The following is a 12,447-nucleotide window of genomic DNA, read 5'->3' as shown; positions in this document are numbered from 1 at the left end:
CGGCCTCGGTACCGCCCGGTGTGGAAGCGCTGGTGGTGTCATACCTGGCCACGACCGACCATCGAAGACGAGATTGGTTGGCTTGACCTCAAGCAGGGTTGAGTTTTTAGCTTGGTCCGGTGACTGACTCCCGAATGGGTAAGGCGGTGGGCCGGACGATGCGGGCGGTGGTCTTCGACCAGCACGGCCCGCCCGAGGCACTGCGCGTGGCGGATCTGCCCGTGCCCGAGCCCGGCCCGGGCCAGATCCGGTTCCGGGTACGCGCCACCGGTGTCCAGCCGTTCGACACCGTCCTACGCCAGGGCGGCTCCGGCTTTCCGGTGACGGCATCGCCGGAACCGCGGTGTTCGTCTCGCTCGTGTTCGCCCTGGCCACCGACCAGGTCGGTGCCCATTACCGGGCGGCGAAGGAGGGCGCGTTGCGGTCGGTGACCGGCGACCCGGGTGTGCTCGCTGATCCGGCTAACGCAGACGTGGTCCGACAGCTGGAGACGACCGGCTCCGTGCCCTTAACGACACCTCGTTCCTCGACCGCATCGATGGTCGGTTGGCCGAGCCGGTCCTCGCGAGCCGCTCGTCCTCGCTGAGCACGGCCTTCCTGATGGTGAGCGGCCTGCTTGCGGTCTCCGTGGTGCTCGCCCTGCGCCTGCGCGGCCGGGACTGACCGATGTCGATCGCGACATCCGACGAAAGGAACAGCAGCGTGCTAACCGTGGAGATCTGGTCCGACGTGATGTGCCCGTGGTGCTATCTGGGCCGGCTGAGCTGGCAGGCCGCACTGTCCCGGCTTCCGGCCGCCGCGGACGTCCGGACCGTCCACCGCGCCTTCGAGCTGCGGCCCCAACTGCCGCCGGGCCAGGGGCGTCGGCTCGTAGACATCATGACCGACGACTGGGAGATGTCGCCGGCCGAGATCGAGGACGTCTTCGACCGAATCCATACCACCGGCGCGCCCTACGGGGCGGTACTGCGCCCGGAGATCGTGCGGCCGGTCAACACCTTCGACATGCACCGGATGGTGCAACTGGCACAGCACGCCGGCCGGGTCGAGCCGCTACTTGACCGTCTCTTCGATGCGTACCACGCCCGGTCGGCCGACCTCTCCGACCACGCCGTGCTGCGCGAGCAGGCCGAGGCCGCGGGCATGGACGGCGAAACCGTCACCGCGGTGCTAACCGGCGACGGGTATGCCGATCGGGTCCGCGACGACGAGCAGCTCGCCCGTCGGGTGGGCGTGCGGTCGGTGCCGTCGTTCCGGATCGCCGGTGGACCACCGGTGTCGACCTGGGACTCGGGGTGGCTCCTCGGACGGCTGACGGCCGGTCTCGCCGGGGTGCCGACCACCCGCTGACAGCGTCGACCGTGGATACTCGCCCCTGAACGCCGGAGCTACCTCCAGGCGGCTGCGACCAGGGTCGGGAGGACCTGTGTGGCGGTGCCGCGCAGGTTGATGGCGGCGATCTGGTCGAGTGGGGTCGGCTGGGGGTTGACCTGGATCACGGTGGCGCCTGAGCTTGCCGCGATCCGGGGTATCTCGGCGGCGGGGTACACGACGCCGGAGGTGCCGATCGTCAGGAGTACGTCGCAGGTGGTGGCGGCTTCGGCTGCTGTGGTCAATGCGGCCTCGGGTAGTGCCTCACCGAACCACACCACGCCTGGGCGGACGAGTGCCTGGCAGGAGGCGCACCGGGGCGGCGAGATGCGGCCGCCTTCGTGCGGTTCTGCGGCCTCGCCGTCGGGCGGGTCTGGGAAGGTTGCTGGGTGAGCAGCCGCTGTCACGCAGTGGGGTGTGAAGAGGCTGCCGTGCAGGTGGATCGCGGCCCGGGTTCCGGCGCGTTCGTGCAGGTCGTCGACGTTCTGCGTGATGACGGTAGTGTCGGGGGTTCGGGATTCGATGGTGGCGATGGCCAGATGCCCTGAATTGGGCTCGGCTCGGCGTACCCGGGCGCGTCGCCATTCGTACCAGCCCCAGACCAGGTCCGGTTCGGCGTGGAACGCCTCCGCGGTGGCGAGCTGCTGGGCGTCGAAACGCGCCCACAGGCCGGTAAGGTCGTCGCGGAAGGTGGGGACGCCGCTCTCCGCTGAGATGCCGGCGCCCGTGAGGATGACGACCCGGCGGGCGGCGCCGAGGAGTTGGGCAGCTCGGTGCGGCAGAACACTGTCCATGCGAGGAGATCCTGCCACGACGCGGCGGCGCGACCGCTTCGGGCAGCGGCAGGAGGCGCCTGCGACAACCGACTGGCCCGCAATCGGCAGGACGGGGCTGTTCGAGGTACGGCAGCACCGGCCGGGCCAGGTGCGGTTAACTCGGTTGGACGCCGGGATGGGCGGCCGACGGACTCGCTTGCTCCGCTGTCGGCTAAGGAATGGTCCGCGTCTACCCGGTCGGATCCAGGCACCTCGAAGCCCATCGCTACCCTGCCGGAATGAATGTCGAGGAGCGCCTGCGGCGGACCCGCGGCTGGCTGTGGATCGTCGTGGCGGGACTGTTCCTGAGCGGTGTGACCGCTTTTCCGCTCGAGCTTGAGGTGCGTTGGCTGCTGCGGGCGGTCGATCCGTTCGCCGACCAGTTGCCGGCGCTGGTCAGCTGGATTGAGCGGGTGCACGTCGGGCTGGTGGAAACCGGGGAGCGCTATCCGTTCATGCGGTACGGGACGGATTGGCTCGCGTTCGCCCATCTGGTGCTTGCGGTGGCGTTCTGGGGTCCGCTGCGCGACCCGGTCCGCAACGTCTGGGTGGTCCAGCTCGGCATGATCGCCTGCGCCGGGATTGTACCGCTGGCGCTGATCTGCGGGCCGCTCCGGCAGATCCCGTGGTTCTGGACCATGGTGGATCTTTCCTTTGCTGTTGGAGCATTCCCACCGTTGTGGTTCGCGTACCGGCACATCCGGGCGATCGAGGTGCAGCAGGCCAAACCGGCCAGCCCGACTCACTCCTTGACGTCCGAGACCTCCGGGGCGGCGCGGACGTAGCGGCAAACGACCGCCTATCGGGTGTGGCCAAGTTAGTGCCTGCTTGGGACCAGGCGCTGCCACCTTTCCAAGCAGGACTGGCCGTGCCGGTCTGCTGTTCGCAGTCGGCCTTGTCGACTGGCGCGGCGGTTGCGGAGCACTTCATCGGTCCGGGGTGTGCGATGGTGGGTGGAAGACAACAACATGGGACTGGCTTCCTTCGATCCCAGGTACCTGTGCCGACCCAGCGAGCCGGCAGTACGGATGGCCCCGCAGGTATCCGTCAGCACGGGCCGCTGTAGGCGGCTCATCGCAGTATCAGTGACTGTTGATTAATGACGGGTGCGTCGGCCTCCCGTGTGATGCGTCGAGGTGTCGTGGGGTGGGTCCGGATGTACCCGGACCCACCCATGAATTTAGCCCGACGCCGGCTTCGGTCCGGCGATCACCAGTCGCCGTTGATGGCCTTGACCGCCGTCGCTTCGGTGCAATTCCGGGGGATGCCGGCGGACCGGTCTCGGTAGCACGTCTGCCAGTAGACGATGCCGTCCTCGCGCATATCGTAGTTGCAGGACGCCCAGGTGCCGGCACCGTGTGAGTTGTAGCAAATGCCGGAGCGGCCTAGTGTCCCGTGATTCTGTTGCCTTTACGTGATGTGGGTGTGGTTCGCTGGTGGGGTGGAGTTGACGTCGGACGAGCGGGCCGAGCTTCGGGCATTGATCAACAGTGGTGAGGTGTCTGCGGCGGTCGGGGCGCGGGCGCGGATCGTGTTGTGGAATGCCGAGGGCCGCCAGAAGAAGGACATCGCGGCGTTGGCCGGGGTGTCGCGTCCGACGGTGGACCTGTGGCTGGGCCGGTACGCCGCCGAGGGCGCCGCCGGCCTGTTCAGCCAGCGGCCCGGCGGGGGACGGGAGCAGGTGCCGGCCCGGATCAGGGCGCGGGTGCTTGCGTTGACCCGGATGAGCCCGCCGACCGAGACCGGTCTGTCGCACTGGTCCAGCCGGGAGATGGCCGCCTACGTCACCCGCACCGAGCGGGTGCCGGTCTCGCATCACTGGGTGGCCAACCTGTGGCGTGAACACGGACTCAAACCACACCGGTCCGGCACGTTCAAACTGTCGCGGGACCCGGCCTTCGCGCAGAAGGTCTTGGACATCGTGGGCCTATATCTGGACCCGCCCGGCGGCGCGGTCGTGCTCAGCCTGGACGAGAAGACCCAGATCCAGGCCCTCGACCGGACCCAGCCGCTGCTGCCGATCGAGTTCGACGCCACCGAGAAACGCACCCACGACTACGTCCGCCACGGCACCACGAACCTGTTCGCCGCCCTGAACATCGCCACCGGCGAGGTGATCGGCGAGTGCCGCCCGTCGCGCAACGGCGAAGAGTTCCTGGCCTTCCTACGCAAGGCCGTCAGGCCACACCAGGGCAAGGACGTCCACGTGGTGCTGGACAACCTGTCCACCCACACCACACCCGACGTCCTCGCCTGGCTGGAGAACAACCCCCACGTGCACTTCCACTTCACCCCGACCGGCTCCAGCTGGATGAACCAAATCGAGACGTGGTTCGGCATCATCACCCGCCAGGCCATCCGCCGCGGCACCTTCTCCTCCGTCCAGGTCCTGATCCGCTCCATCCGCGACTACATCACCACCTGGAACGCCAACCCCCGCCCGTTCCAATGGACCGCCACCGCCGAGGAGATCCTTGCCAAAGTCCAACTCGTACAGACCAGCGTCAAGAAACTCGTCGACAACAACGCCAAGTAAACCCATCAGAATCACGGGATACTAGTCGGTCCACTAGAGGGCGGCGGCCGACGCGCTGTCAGAGTAGCCGTCGTACCCGTAGAACTGGTCTGGCGTCTCCATCGGGGCGGTGCTGGACCCGACGTCCGCCTCGCCGGAGCACTCATCCTGCTCTTCGACACCACCACCGCCAGACTCGTGCGCTTGCACACCGGCGCCGTCACCAGCCGCCACGGTCACACGCAGCTGAAACTTGGTCGCATCCCGCTTCACCCTGCCGCCACCGCTGGCGGCCATCGCCCTCGCGCACACCGCGACATCACAACCCCGACGCAGCCCGCTGGCCACGAATGCCCGAACACCGCTGCTGTTCCCTGGACGAGCCCCCGATCAGCCCATCAGCGCCCGCGGGCTACGCAACAACTGCGCCGCCACGGCATCACACCCGCTCCCGGCCGCCACGCCGCGATCGTCTCCATCACCGCCGACATCCCTGCACCCGTCCTCGCCGACCTCCTCGGCGTTACCGTTCGGACCGCAAGCCGCTGGGCCAACGCCGTCAGCACCGACTGGACCCACTACTTCGCCATACGTGATCAAACCCCGGCAACACCACCCACCGAGGAAGAGCGCACGCCGTAAATCAGCGAACCCCCACACCAGTGCACTCCGGCTGCCGAACCGGCAGTTCGCATCGCGATCGTTCAGGTCCAGAACCAGTCCGAGCTGATACCCGCCACGACTGGTGGGGCCGGCCCGCCCCCTGGCCCCGACGCCCTGGCGGCTCCTGAACTCTGGCGACGTCATCACCATGCACCAGGGTAGCCCCGTCGTCGGCAGAGCGACGATCGCCGAGGCCACATGACCACGCAGGAATACCAACAACTCCAGTGGCTAGCCAGCAGGCAAGTCCAACGGCGCCGTGATGGCGAAGTTCTGGTCGACTGCCTTCACCAAGGCGGTCCCTCGCTGGCCCAGTCCGGACCGTGCGGCCCATCCGGCGAGGGCGTCCAGGAAGCCGACCAGGTCTCGCTGCACGCGCATCAGCAGTTGCGGCAGTGCACGACGCGGAAGCTCGACGTGGCGGACGGCCCAACGGCCGCGATGACGATTCGGGCCACCGTCCTGCCACACCCGCAGATCCTCACCGACTACCTCCACCTCCGGGCCCGGATCATGTCCCAGCCACGGCGAACCGCCAGTGAGCAGCTGTGCCCAATCCCGCCAGTCCTCCAGCCCACTGCAACAACCTGGCACTACGTTAGTCCCGATTCGGGTGTCACCCACCTGCACCCCCCCCAGCAAAGATGAGCAACTCCTCGGCCAGCAGCGCGTCCACGACCTCATTACGGCCGCCAGGAGGCGCCACATCGATCCGATCCGCCAGGGCCGCAACGAACAACCCGACCCGCTCATCGGCGCAATCGGCGTTGAGCACCAGCCACGAGCCAGGTGCCAGCGGCTCCACCGGCCACGGTGGAGCCGCCCCGCTGTCGAACATCGGCACCTCGACGACCGCCTGCATCGTGATCACCACGTCATTCAAGCCGACGTTCCCAGCACCCGACATCTGCAGATCCGGCACCCGCTACGTTCACCGCTCCCTCAGCCGCTGCCGCCACCATGCCTGGGCATGCCAGACACTCAGCTCGGCAGCTCGGGGATCAGGCAGCGTCTTGCCGAGAAACTCCTCGTCCAACGCCTCGACGACACGCCGCAACTCCCGGCCGGCAGCCCTCGGCAACAGGCGCATCGCGGCTCCAAGGACGTCCCGCTGGCCCACCGGATCGCAGGTCGGAGAGGAACAGTAGTGAAGGTCCAGCCACCGGCCGGACCGCCGAATCGCACGGCGATAGCCAATCAGCGCGGTCTCTACCGAGCCAATCTCCGGATGCCGGAGCTGAAGTCTGACGATCGCCGCGTTCGCGCGGCTCGACAGGCCATCGATGGGACGGATCTTGCCGGCATCTCGGCCGGCCGACTTCGACTGCGCGCGCAGCGTACCAGGCGACTTACGCGCCATGGACCTTTCGGGGCTGACTCATGACGATCACTCTGCCATACCACCACCACGACCTGCCAACACATCCCCGCAGCCGCCTTGCGCCAGCGAGAACCACGCTGGCAGGTCGTCAATACCTCGGCACACGGCGAATACCACGTGGTTCGAATACCGCCGCATCCCACCAAGCGAGCGTTATGAACGATCGGTGTTCGATGCCGATTCGGCCACGCCGGTGACAAGCCGGTGCAGTGCGGCCGCTGCCGTTGGGCTCAGGTCCACCTCGGGTAGTTCCGCGATCGGCACGAACCGCGTCGGGCGACCCTCGCCGAGGCTGATCGTCGTCTCCTCGGTGGTGCCGGTGAAGACGTGTAGTTCGACGGCCGAGGCTGCGCCGGTCAGGTCCGGGCGCAGGTCCTGCCACATCGGGTGAAGGCTCGCGGTCAGGCCGGCTTCCTCGGCCAATTCCCGAACGGCGGCCTGCGTTGGAGCTTCGCCGGCCTCAACGTGCCCGCCAGGGAGCGCCCACTGGCCGGGCTCGGCCGCCGCGCGCGGATCGCGGAGTTGAAGCAGCACCGCACCGGTCGGATCAGTCAGCGCGACCACGGCGATGCGGATCGGCGGTTCACCCGGCCGAGTGGGCGAGTCGTCGGCGGGTGCTTGGCTGCGTGCCTGGCCTGGGAGATCGGGACGGTCGACACTTAGTCTCGGGTGTTGGTCGGCCAGTGTGCTGAGCACCCGGTGCCGGAGTAGCTCGTATTGACCGCGGCAGCGACCGAGAGGTGGTCCAGGTGGGCGGCGGCGGATCGCGCCGCCGGTGACGATCTCACCGGGGTGGAACTGCCCGATCGTCAGATCGACGTCTGTGCCATCGGGGAGCCTGTTCCACCAGTGGTAGCCGGTCTTCACGCCCTCGACGTGGACCTCGCCGAGGACCAGCTCACCGCCCAGCAGCTCCTGGGCTACGAGTGTGGTTGTACCGCACTGGCCTCGGGCCGGGTTTTCAGGCCGCCAGTTAGCCAGATCATGCGGGTCGCACGTGTCAGGTCCCCAAGCCGTCTGGAACACGGGCCGCAGCAGCTCTACGTTCACCATGCCGGGACACTGTCGCAGGGGTACGACAGTTGATGTCAACGATGCACAGCGTCTCTGTTCCGGTCATGGCGGACCCGGTGGCGGTGCGCTACTGGGCCGTGGGATTGCGCAGGACCTCGAACACGGCGCCGAATCCGTCGTCCGCGTGCCCGCGACGGATGGCCTGCTCCGCGCGGGCGTGCAGGAACTCCGGCAGCGCCGCGTCCACGCCCTGTGTCCGGCTCGCGTGTACCAGGTGCGCGATCGCCACCGCCTGCATTCCGAGCGTCGACTCGTTGTCCGGGTAGGCGCCGGTGTCCACCTGGCCGGCGAGGGTGGGTATCTCCGGCGAGATGACGTGCTCGAACCATGTCTGCGCGTACGGCAGGAAGTCTTCCGCGGGCACCTCTTCCGACGCGAGCAGCGCTGTGGCCTGCATGAAGCCGGTCCACGTCGTCCACATCAGGCCGAGCAGCGCCACGTCGTACAGCGATGGCAGGCCCGCGTCGGGGCCGAGATAGGTCCCGCCGCCCGCCACCGACCGCAGCGTCTCGGCGTGCGTTTCGTAGACCTCCTGCGGACCGCCGTAGAAGATGAGTGCCTCCTCGGAGCCGATCATGGGCGGGATCGCCATGATGGCGCCGTCGAGGTAGCTCATGCCGCGCTCACCGGCCCAGGCGGCGGTGGCACGGGCGTCCGCCGGCGTGCCGGAGGTCAGGTTCACGATGACCCGATCCGCTGCGGTGTCGTCGGTCGAGTTGATGATCTCCCGCATCGCCCGGTAGTCGAGGACGCAGACCACGATCAGCCTTCCGGCGGACATCGCGTCGGCGACGGTCGTGGCCCGGAGCGCTCCCTGGCTGACGAGATCGTCCGCCTTGTTGGGCGACCGGTTCCACACCGTCGTGGGATGGCCTTTCGCGAGAAACGCCCGAGCGAGGGCTGAGCCCATCGCGCCCAGGCCGATGACCGTGACGGGTTCGCGGTTGTCCGCAGCCATGGTGAGATTCTCCTCCTCGTTGTGCGCTACCGCCGGCAGGTGGGCGTGATCCGGCGCTCGCCGCTCCGCCGACCTTGGCTGTCGGCTCTCTAAGGGCTCTCTCGGCCGGCTCTCAAAACGTTCCGGCGAGGTGCTCCGAGACGGAATAGCGAGGTGGCTGTTTCGCGATGTTTGCCCTGCCCGGCATTTACCCAGCGTGCAGATTCAAACCGGTATCGTGTTCGCCTATGCGGTTCGGCATTCTGGGGAACTTGGCCGCGTGGTCCATTGCCGACCGTCCGGCACGCCTACCCGGCTCTAAGGCCCGAGCGCTGCTGGCGGTCCTTCTCGTGCACGAGGGCCAGCCGGTGCCCGCAGACACCATCGCAGACGTGTTGTGGGGTGACGACCCGCCGGGCAACCTGATCGGGGCCCTGCACACGACGGTGTGGCAGCTGCGCCGGGCGCTGGAGGCGGCTGAGTCCGGTGCGGGCGCGCTGGTGGTCGCCGCACGCCCGGCCGGCTACCTCCTCGATGTGCCCGGCCACGAGGTGGACGCCCGCCGGTTCGAGTACCGGCTACATCGCGCCCGCGCCGCTGCTGACCTGCGTGACCGGGTGTCGATCCTGGGCGATGCGCTCGCCGAGTGGCGGGGTCCGGCGCTGGCCGACTTCGCCGACGCTGAGTTCGCGCGGCCGGTCGTGGCACGACTGGAGGAGCAGCGCCTGACCGCGCTGGAGGACCGCGCCGACGCGATGCTGGAGCTGGGCGAGCACCGCCTGCTGGCGAGCGAACTGGCCGACCTGGTGGTCCGCCACCCGCTGCGCGAGCGGCTGCGAGGTGCGCAGATACGGGCCCTGTACGGTGCTGGCCGGCAGAGCGAGGCGCTGTCCGCCTTCGACGACCTGCGGGTCGTGCTGGCCGACGAACTCGGCGTGGAACCGGGTGCCGAACTGGAGGCGTTGCGCCAGGCGGTCCTGGAGCGGGATCCGGTCCTAGACCCGTTCCCCTCCCCGATCACCACCACCGCGCGTTCCTTGACCAATCTTCCCGCCCCGGTTAGCGCTCTGATCGGCCGGGACACGGAGGTCGTCCAGGTGCGGGCACTGCTCGAGGCCAGCCGCCTCGTCACCCTGCACGGGATCGCCGGAGTGGGCAAGACGAGCCTGGCGTTCGCCGTGGCGCGTCAGGTCGCCGACCAGTACCCGGACGGCGTCTGGCTGGTCGAGCTCTCGACGGTCGCCGCCGCCTCGGCCGGCGACGACGCTTACTCAGCGGTGGCCGAACAGGTCGCGATCGCCCTGGGCGTGCGTACGGCCGCATACGACGAGGGATTGACCGGCGCGGTGCGCACCAAGCAGATGCTGCTCGTTCTGGACAACTGCGAGCACGTGGCGGCCGCGGCCGCCCGGGTGGCCGACCTGATCCTGCGGGCCGCGCCGGCGGTGCGGGTGCTGGCGACGAGTCAGGAGCCCCTCGGCGTCGCGGGTGAGCGACTGTGGCTGGTGCCGCCGCTGCACCTGCCCCGAGCGCTGGAGCAGGCGGCACGCTCCAGCGCAGTGCAGCTGTTTGTGGCCCGAGCCACCGATGCCTCCACCGGATTCATCCTGGATGAGAGCACAGTGGAGCCCGTGGAGATGATCTGTCGGCGTCTCGACGGCCTGCCGCTCGCGCTGGAGCTGGCGGCGACCCGGGTTCGTGCCCTCGGCGTGCACGAGCTGGCTGTGCGGCTGGAGGACCGGTTCGCGCTGTTGACCGTAGGCAGGCGTGGCGCTCCGGCCCGGCAGCGGACGTTGCGCGCGGCTCTCGACTGGACCTGGGATCTGCTCACTGAGCCCGAGGGGATAGTGCTGCGACGGCTCGCGGTGTTCAGGGGTGGCCTTCCGCTGCAGATGGCCGAGGACGTCTGCTCGGGTGGGCCGATCGGCCGCGCGGACGTGCTGGACCTGGTAGCCCGCCTCGTGGACCGCTCCCTGGTGACCGTGGCGGACGTCGACGGGGTGCGCCGCTACGGCCTGCTGGAGTCGGTCGCCGCGTACAGCCTTGATCGGCTCCGGGAGGCCGGCGAGGAGGCCGACCTCCGCCGGCGCCACCTCCGCTGTCACCTGGAACTGGCCGAACGGCTGCTGCCGCTGCTGCGCGGTCCGAGTCAGCGCCGCTGCCTGGAGCGGCTGGACGCCGAGCGGGCGAACTTCCGGGTGGCGCTGGCCGCCGCAGCGCAGCTGGGCGCTGGCGATCTCGCGTTGCGCATGGTGAACGCACTGGCGTGGTACTGGTTCCTGCGCGGCCGGGCGGCCGAGGCCAAACGCGCCTTCACCCGGGCGCTCGTTGGGTCACCTCCCGGCAGCAGCTCGACCCGCGCCACGGCCCTCGCCTGGCGGGCGGGCTTCGGACTGCGGGCGGGCGACGCGAGCTTTTCGCTGGCCCAGTTCGACGAGCTGGAGAACGAGGTCGACAACCCGGTGGACCGGGCCGTCGTTCGCTGGTTCCTGGGGTTCGCGCGGCTCGGGTTCGGCGACCAGGACAGCACCGAGAAGCATCTCGACCAGGCCCTGCTGGAGTTCCGCGGCCTCGGCCACGCCTGGGGCACCGCGGCGGCGATGGCCGCGCTGGCCACCCGCAGCATCCTGTGTGGAGATCTCGAGGCGACCCGGCGGTACGGCGAGGAGAGCGCCACTCTCTTCCGCGAACTGGGCGACGGCTGGGGCAGGCTGCAGGCGACCGACGCCCTGGCCTCCCGGGCCGAGGTGCTCGGCCGCTACGACGAGGCGGCCCGGCTGCACCGCGACGGCCTGCGCGAGGCCGAGGCCCTGGGACTGTGGAACGAGGTGTCCACGAAGATGTCGGGGCTCGGCCGCCTCGCACTGCTGCACGGTGACTACGCGCAGGCGCGCGAGCTGCACGAGCGGGCACTGCGGCTGGCCGCCGAGCAGAGCTACACCTTCGGGCAGCAGTTCGCCGAGGTCGGCCTCGGCATGGTGGCCCGCCGCCAGGGCCGGCTCGACGCCGCTGAGACGCACCTGCGGCGGTGGCTCGACTGGTGCGGGCAACTCGACGGCGAGCACGGCGCGGCCCTGATCCTCGCCGAGCTCGGCTTCACCGCCGAGCAGCGCGGCGATGGCGAGACGGCGCTGCGTCTGCACCGCGAGGGCATCGAGGTGGCCTGGGGGACCGGTGATCCGCGCAGCATCGCGCTCTCGATCGAGGGCACCGCCGGCACGTACGCCCTGCTGGGCGACCACGAGCGCGCGGCCGTGCTGCTCGGTGCCGCGCAGGCGGTCCGGGCCGCCGCCGGCGCACCGCTGCCGCCCGCGGAGCGCGTTGACGTCGACCGTCTCGCCGCCCGGTGCGTGAACGCTGTGGGCGACGCCTTCGCCGAGCACGTCCGGGAGGGAAGCCTGAGGATCGACCGCCGTACGGTCTCTGAGTCCGCCGCTCGGAGCCGGAAATCTGCCGCCGACGTGCTCGGAGTAACGGCGATGTGGCTCCGCCGCTACATCGCCGGTGAAGGGCGGTGCTCGTCATGATCGGGCTTGCCGCGTGACCGCAGCAGCCAGCTGCCGACGCCTCACGGGGGACACTCAGGCGAGCGGGTCGGGTACTATCTGCGTGTTGGGTCGAGAGGCGCTGCGACGGGCGGAGCCCGCCACGCTCGGCCCTGAAGTTCTTCAACAAGGGCGCCTCCGAGCTT

12 protein-coding genes and 1 riboswitch are annotated in these 12,447 nt (G+C 69.3%); of the genes, 5 read left to right on the top strand and 7 right to left on the bottom strand.

Annotated elements, in window-relative coordinates:
- Positions 1–119: 119 nt before the first annotated feature.
- Positions 120–431, top strand: coding sequence for a hypothetical protein (locus tag SALPAC4_RS28735; protein ID WP_223874838.1), 312 nt, complete (start codon positions 120–122; stop codon positions 429–431).
- A 271-nt stretch (positions 432–702) separates the two neighbouring features.
- Positions 703–1,350 (top strand): DsbA family oxidoreductase, encoded by a 648-nt coding sequence (locus tag SALPAC4_RS0124345; protein ID WP_019872612.1) that lies wholly within the window; start codon positions 703–705, stop codon positions 1,348–1,350.
- 38 nt (positions 1,351–1,388) lie between these two features.
- Here the strand turns inward: SALPAC4_RS0124345 and SALPAC4_RS0124340 are convergent, their stop codons facing one another.
- Positions 1,389–2,165: an SIR2 family NAD-dependent protein deacylase gene (locus SALPAC4_RS0124340; protein WP_019872611.1), complete on the bottom strand. Its 777-nt coding sequence runs from the start codon at positions 2,163–2,165 to the stop codon at positions 1,389–1,391.
- A gap of 260 nt (positions 2,166–2,425) precedes the next feature.
- Here SALPAC4_RS0124340 and SALPAC4_RS0124335 point away from each other — a divergent pair, with 260 nt between their 5' ends.
- Together SALPAC4_RS0124335 and SALPAC4_RS0124325 are read left to right on the top strand one after the other, a co-directional pair.
- On the top strand, positions 2,426–2,971 hold the full coding sequence (locus SALPAC4_RS0124335) for a hypothetical protein (protein ID WP_027644776.1): 546 nt from the start codon (positions 2,426–2,428) through the stop codon (positions 2,969–2,971).
- A 656-nt stretch (positions 2,972–3,627) separates the two neighbouring features.
- Entirely contained in the window at positions 3,628–4,722 is a 1,095-nt protein-coding gene (locus tag SALPAC4_RS0124325) for an IS630 family transposase (RefSeq protein WP_027644775.1), read from the top strand.
- A gap of 33 nt (positions 4,723–4,755) precedes the next feature.
- On the opposite strand, the gene SALPAC4_RS0124320 is transcribed toward SALPAC4_RS0124325, so the two are convergent.
- From SALPAC4_RS0124320 to SALPAC4_RS0124295, 6 genes are all read right to left on the bottom strand, one after another.
- A complete protein-coding gene (locus tag SALPAC4_RS0124320; protein WP_223874836.1) occupies positions 4,756–4,974 on the bottom strand; it encodes a hypothetical protein in 219 nt (72 codons plus the stop codon).
- A gap of 621 nt (positions 4,975–5,595) precedes the next feature.
- Positions 5,596–5,745 carry a hypothetical protein gene (locus SALPAC4_RS28730; protein ID WP_223874835.1) on the bottom strand — a complete coding sequence of 50 codons (150 nt, stop codon included), beginning with the start codon at positions 5,743–5,745 and terminating at the stop codon, positions 5,596–5,598.
- Positions 5,746–5,980: 235 nt separating this feature from the next.
- Entirely contained in the window at positions 5,981–6,271 is a 291-nt protein-coding gene (locus SALPAC4_RS0124310; RefSeq protein ID WP_223874834.1) for a hypothetical protein, read from the bottom strand.
- Between the two features lie 24 nt (positions 6,272–6,295).
- Positions 6,296–6,724 carry a hypothetical protein gene (locus tag SALPAC4_RS0124305; protein WP_019872605.1) on the bottom strand — a complete coding sequence of 143 codons (429 nt, stop codon included), beginning with the start codon at positions 6,722–6,724 and terminating at the stop codon, positions 6,296–6,298.
- A gap of 174 nt (positions 6,725–6,898) precedes the next feature.
- Positions 6,899–7,798 (bottom strand): YunG family protein, encoded by a 900-nt coding sequence (locus SALPAC4_RS0124300; protein ID WP_019872604.1) that lies wholly within the window; start codon positions 7,796–7,798, stop codon positions 6,899–6,901.
- An 88-nt stretch (positions 7,799–7,886) separates the two neighbouring features.
- Positions 7,887–8,777 carry an NAD(P)-dependent oxidoreductase gene (locus tag SALPAC4_RS0124295; protein ID WP_019872603.1) on the bottom strand — a complete coding sequence of 297 codons (891 nt, stop codon included), beginning with the start codon at positions 8,775–8,777 and terminating at the stop codon, positions 7,887–7,889.
- 227 nt (positions 8,778–9,004) lie between these two features.
- On the opposite strand from SALPAC4_RS0124295, the gene SALPAC4_RS0124290 reads away from it, so the two are divergent.
- Complete coding sequence (locus tag SALPAC4_RS0124290) at positions 9,005–12,283, top strand: BTAD domain-containing putative transcriptional regulator (RefSeq protein WP_019872602.1); 3,279 nt, start codon at positions 9,005–9,007, stop codon at positions 12,281–12,283.
- A gap of 86 nt (positions 12,284–12,369) precedes the next feature.
- Positions 12,370–12,446, top strand: a riboswitch (S-adenosyl-L-homocysteine riboswitch).
- Position 12,447: the final 1 nt, after the last annotated feature.

Source organism: Salinispora oceanensis, assembly GCF_000383575.1.
Lineage (GTDB): Bacteria > Actinomycetota > Actinomycetes > Mycobacteriales > Micromonosporaceae > Micromonospora > Micromonospora oceanensis.
Note: the sequence above shows the minus strand (reverse complement) of the source record. Positions and strands in the feature narration are given on the sequence as shown.

Coding starts and splice junctions, on each gene's coding strand:
- SALPAC4_RS0124340 (WP_019872611.1), bottom strand. CDS start 2,165: ATGGACAGTGTTCTGCCGCACCGAGCTGCCCAACTCCTCGGCGCCGCC.
- SALPAC4_RS0124335 (WP_027644776.1), top strand. CDS start 2,426: ATGAATGTCGAGGAGCGCCTGCGGCGGACCCGCGGCTGGCTGTGGATC.
- SALPAC4_RS28730 (WP_223874835.1), bottom strand. CDS start 5,745: ATGCGCGTGCAGCGAGACCTGGTCGGCTTCCTGGACGCCCTCGCCGGA.
- SALPAC4_RS0124310 (WP_223874834.1), bottom strand. CDS start 6,271: ATGTCGGGTGCTGGGAACGTCGGCTTGAATGACGTGGTGATCACGATG.
- SALPAC4_RS0124305 (WP_019872605.1), bottom strand. CDS start 6,724: ATGGCGCGTAAGTCGCCTGGTACGCTGCGCGCGCAGTCGAAGTCGGCC.
- SALPAC4_RS0124300 (WP_019872604.1), bottom strand. CDS start 7,798: ATGGTGAACGTAGAGCTGCTGCGGCCCGTGTTCCAGACGGCTTGGGGA.
- SALPAC4_RS0124295 (WP_019872603.1), bottom strand. CDS start 8,777: ATGGCTGCGGACAACCGCGAACCCGTCACGGTCATCGGCCTGGGCGCG.
- SALPAC4_RS0124290 (WP_019872602.1), top strand. CDS start 9,005: ATGCGGTTCGGCATTCTGGGGAACTTGGCCGCGTGGTCCATTGCCGAC.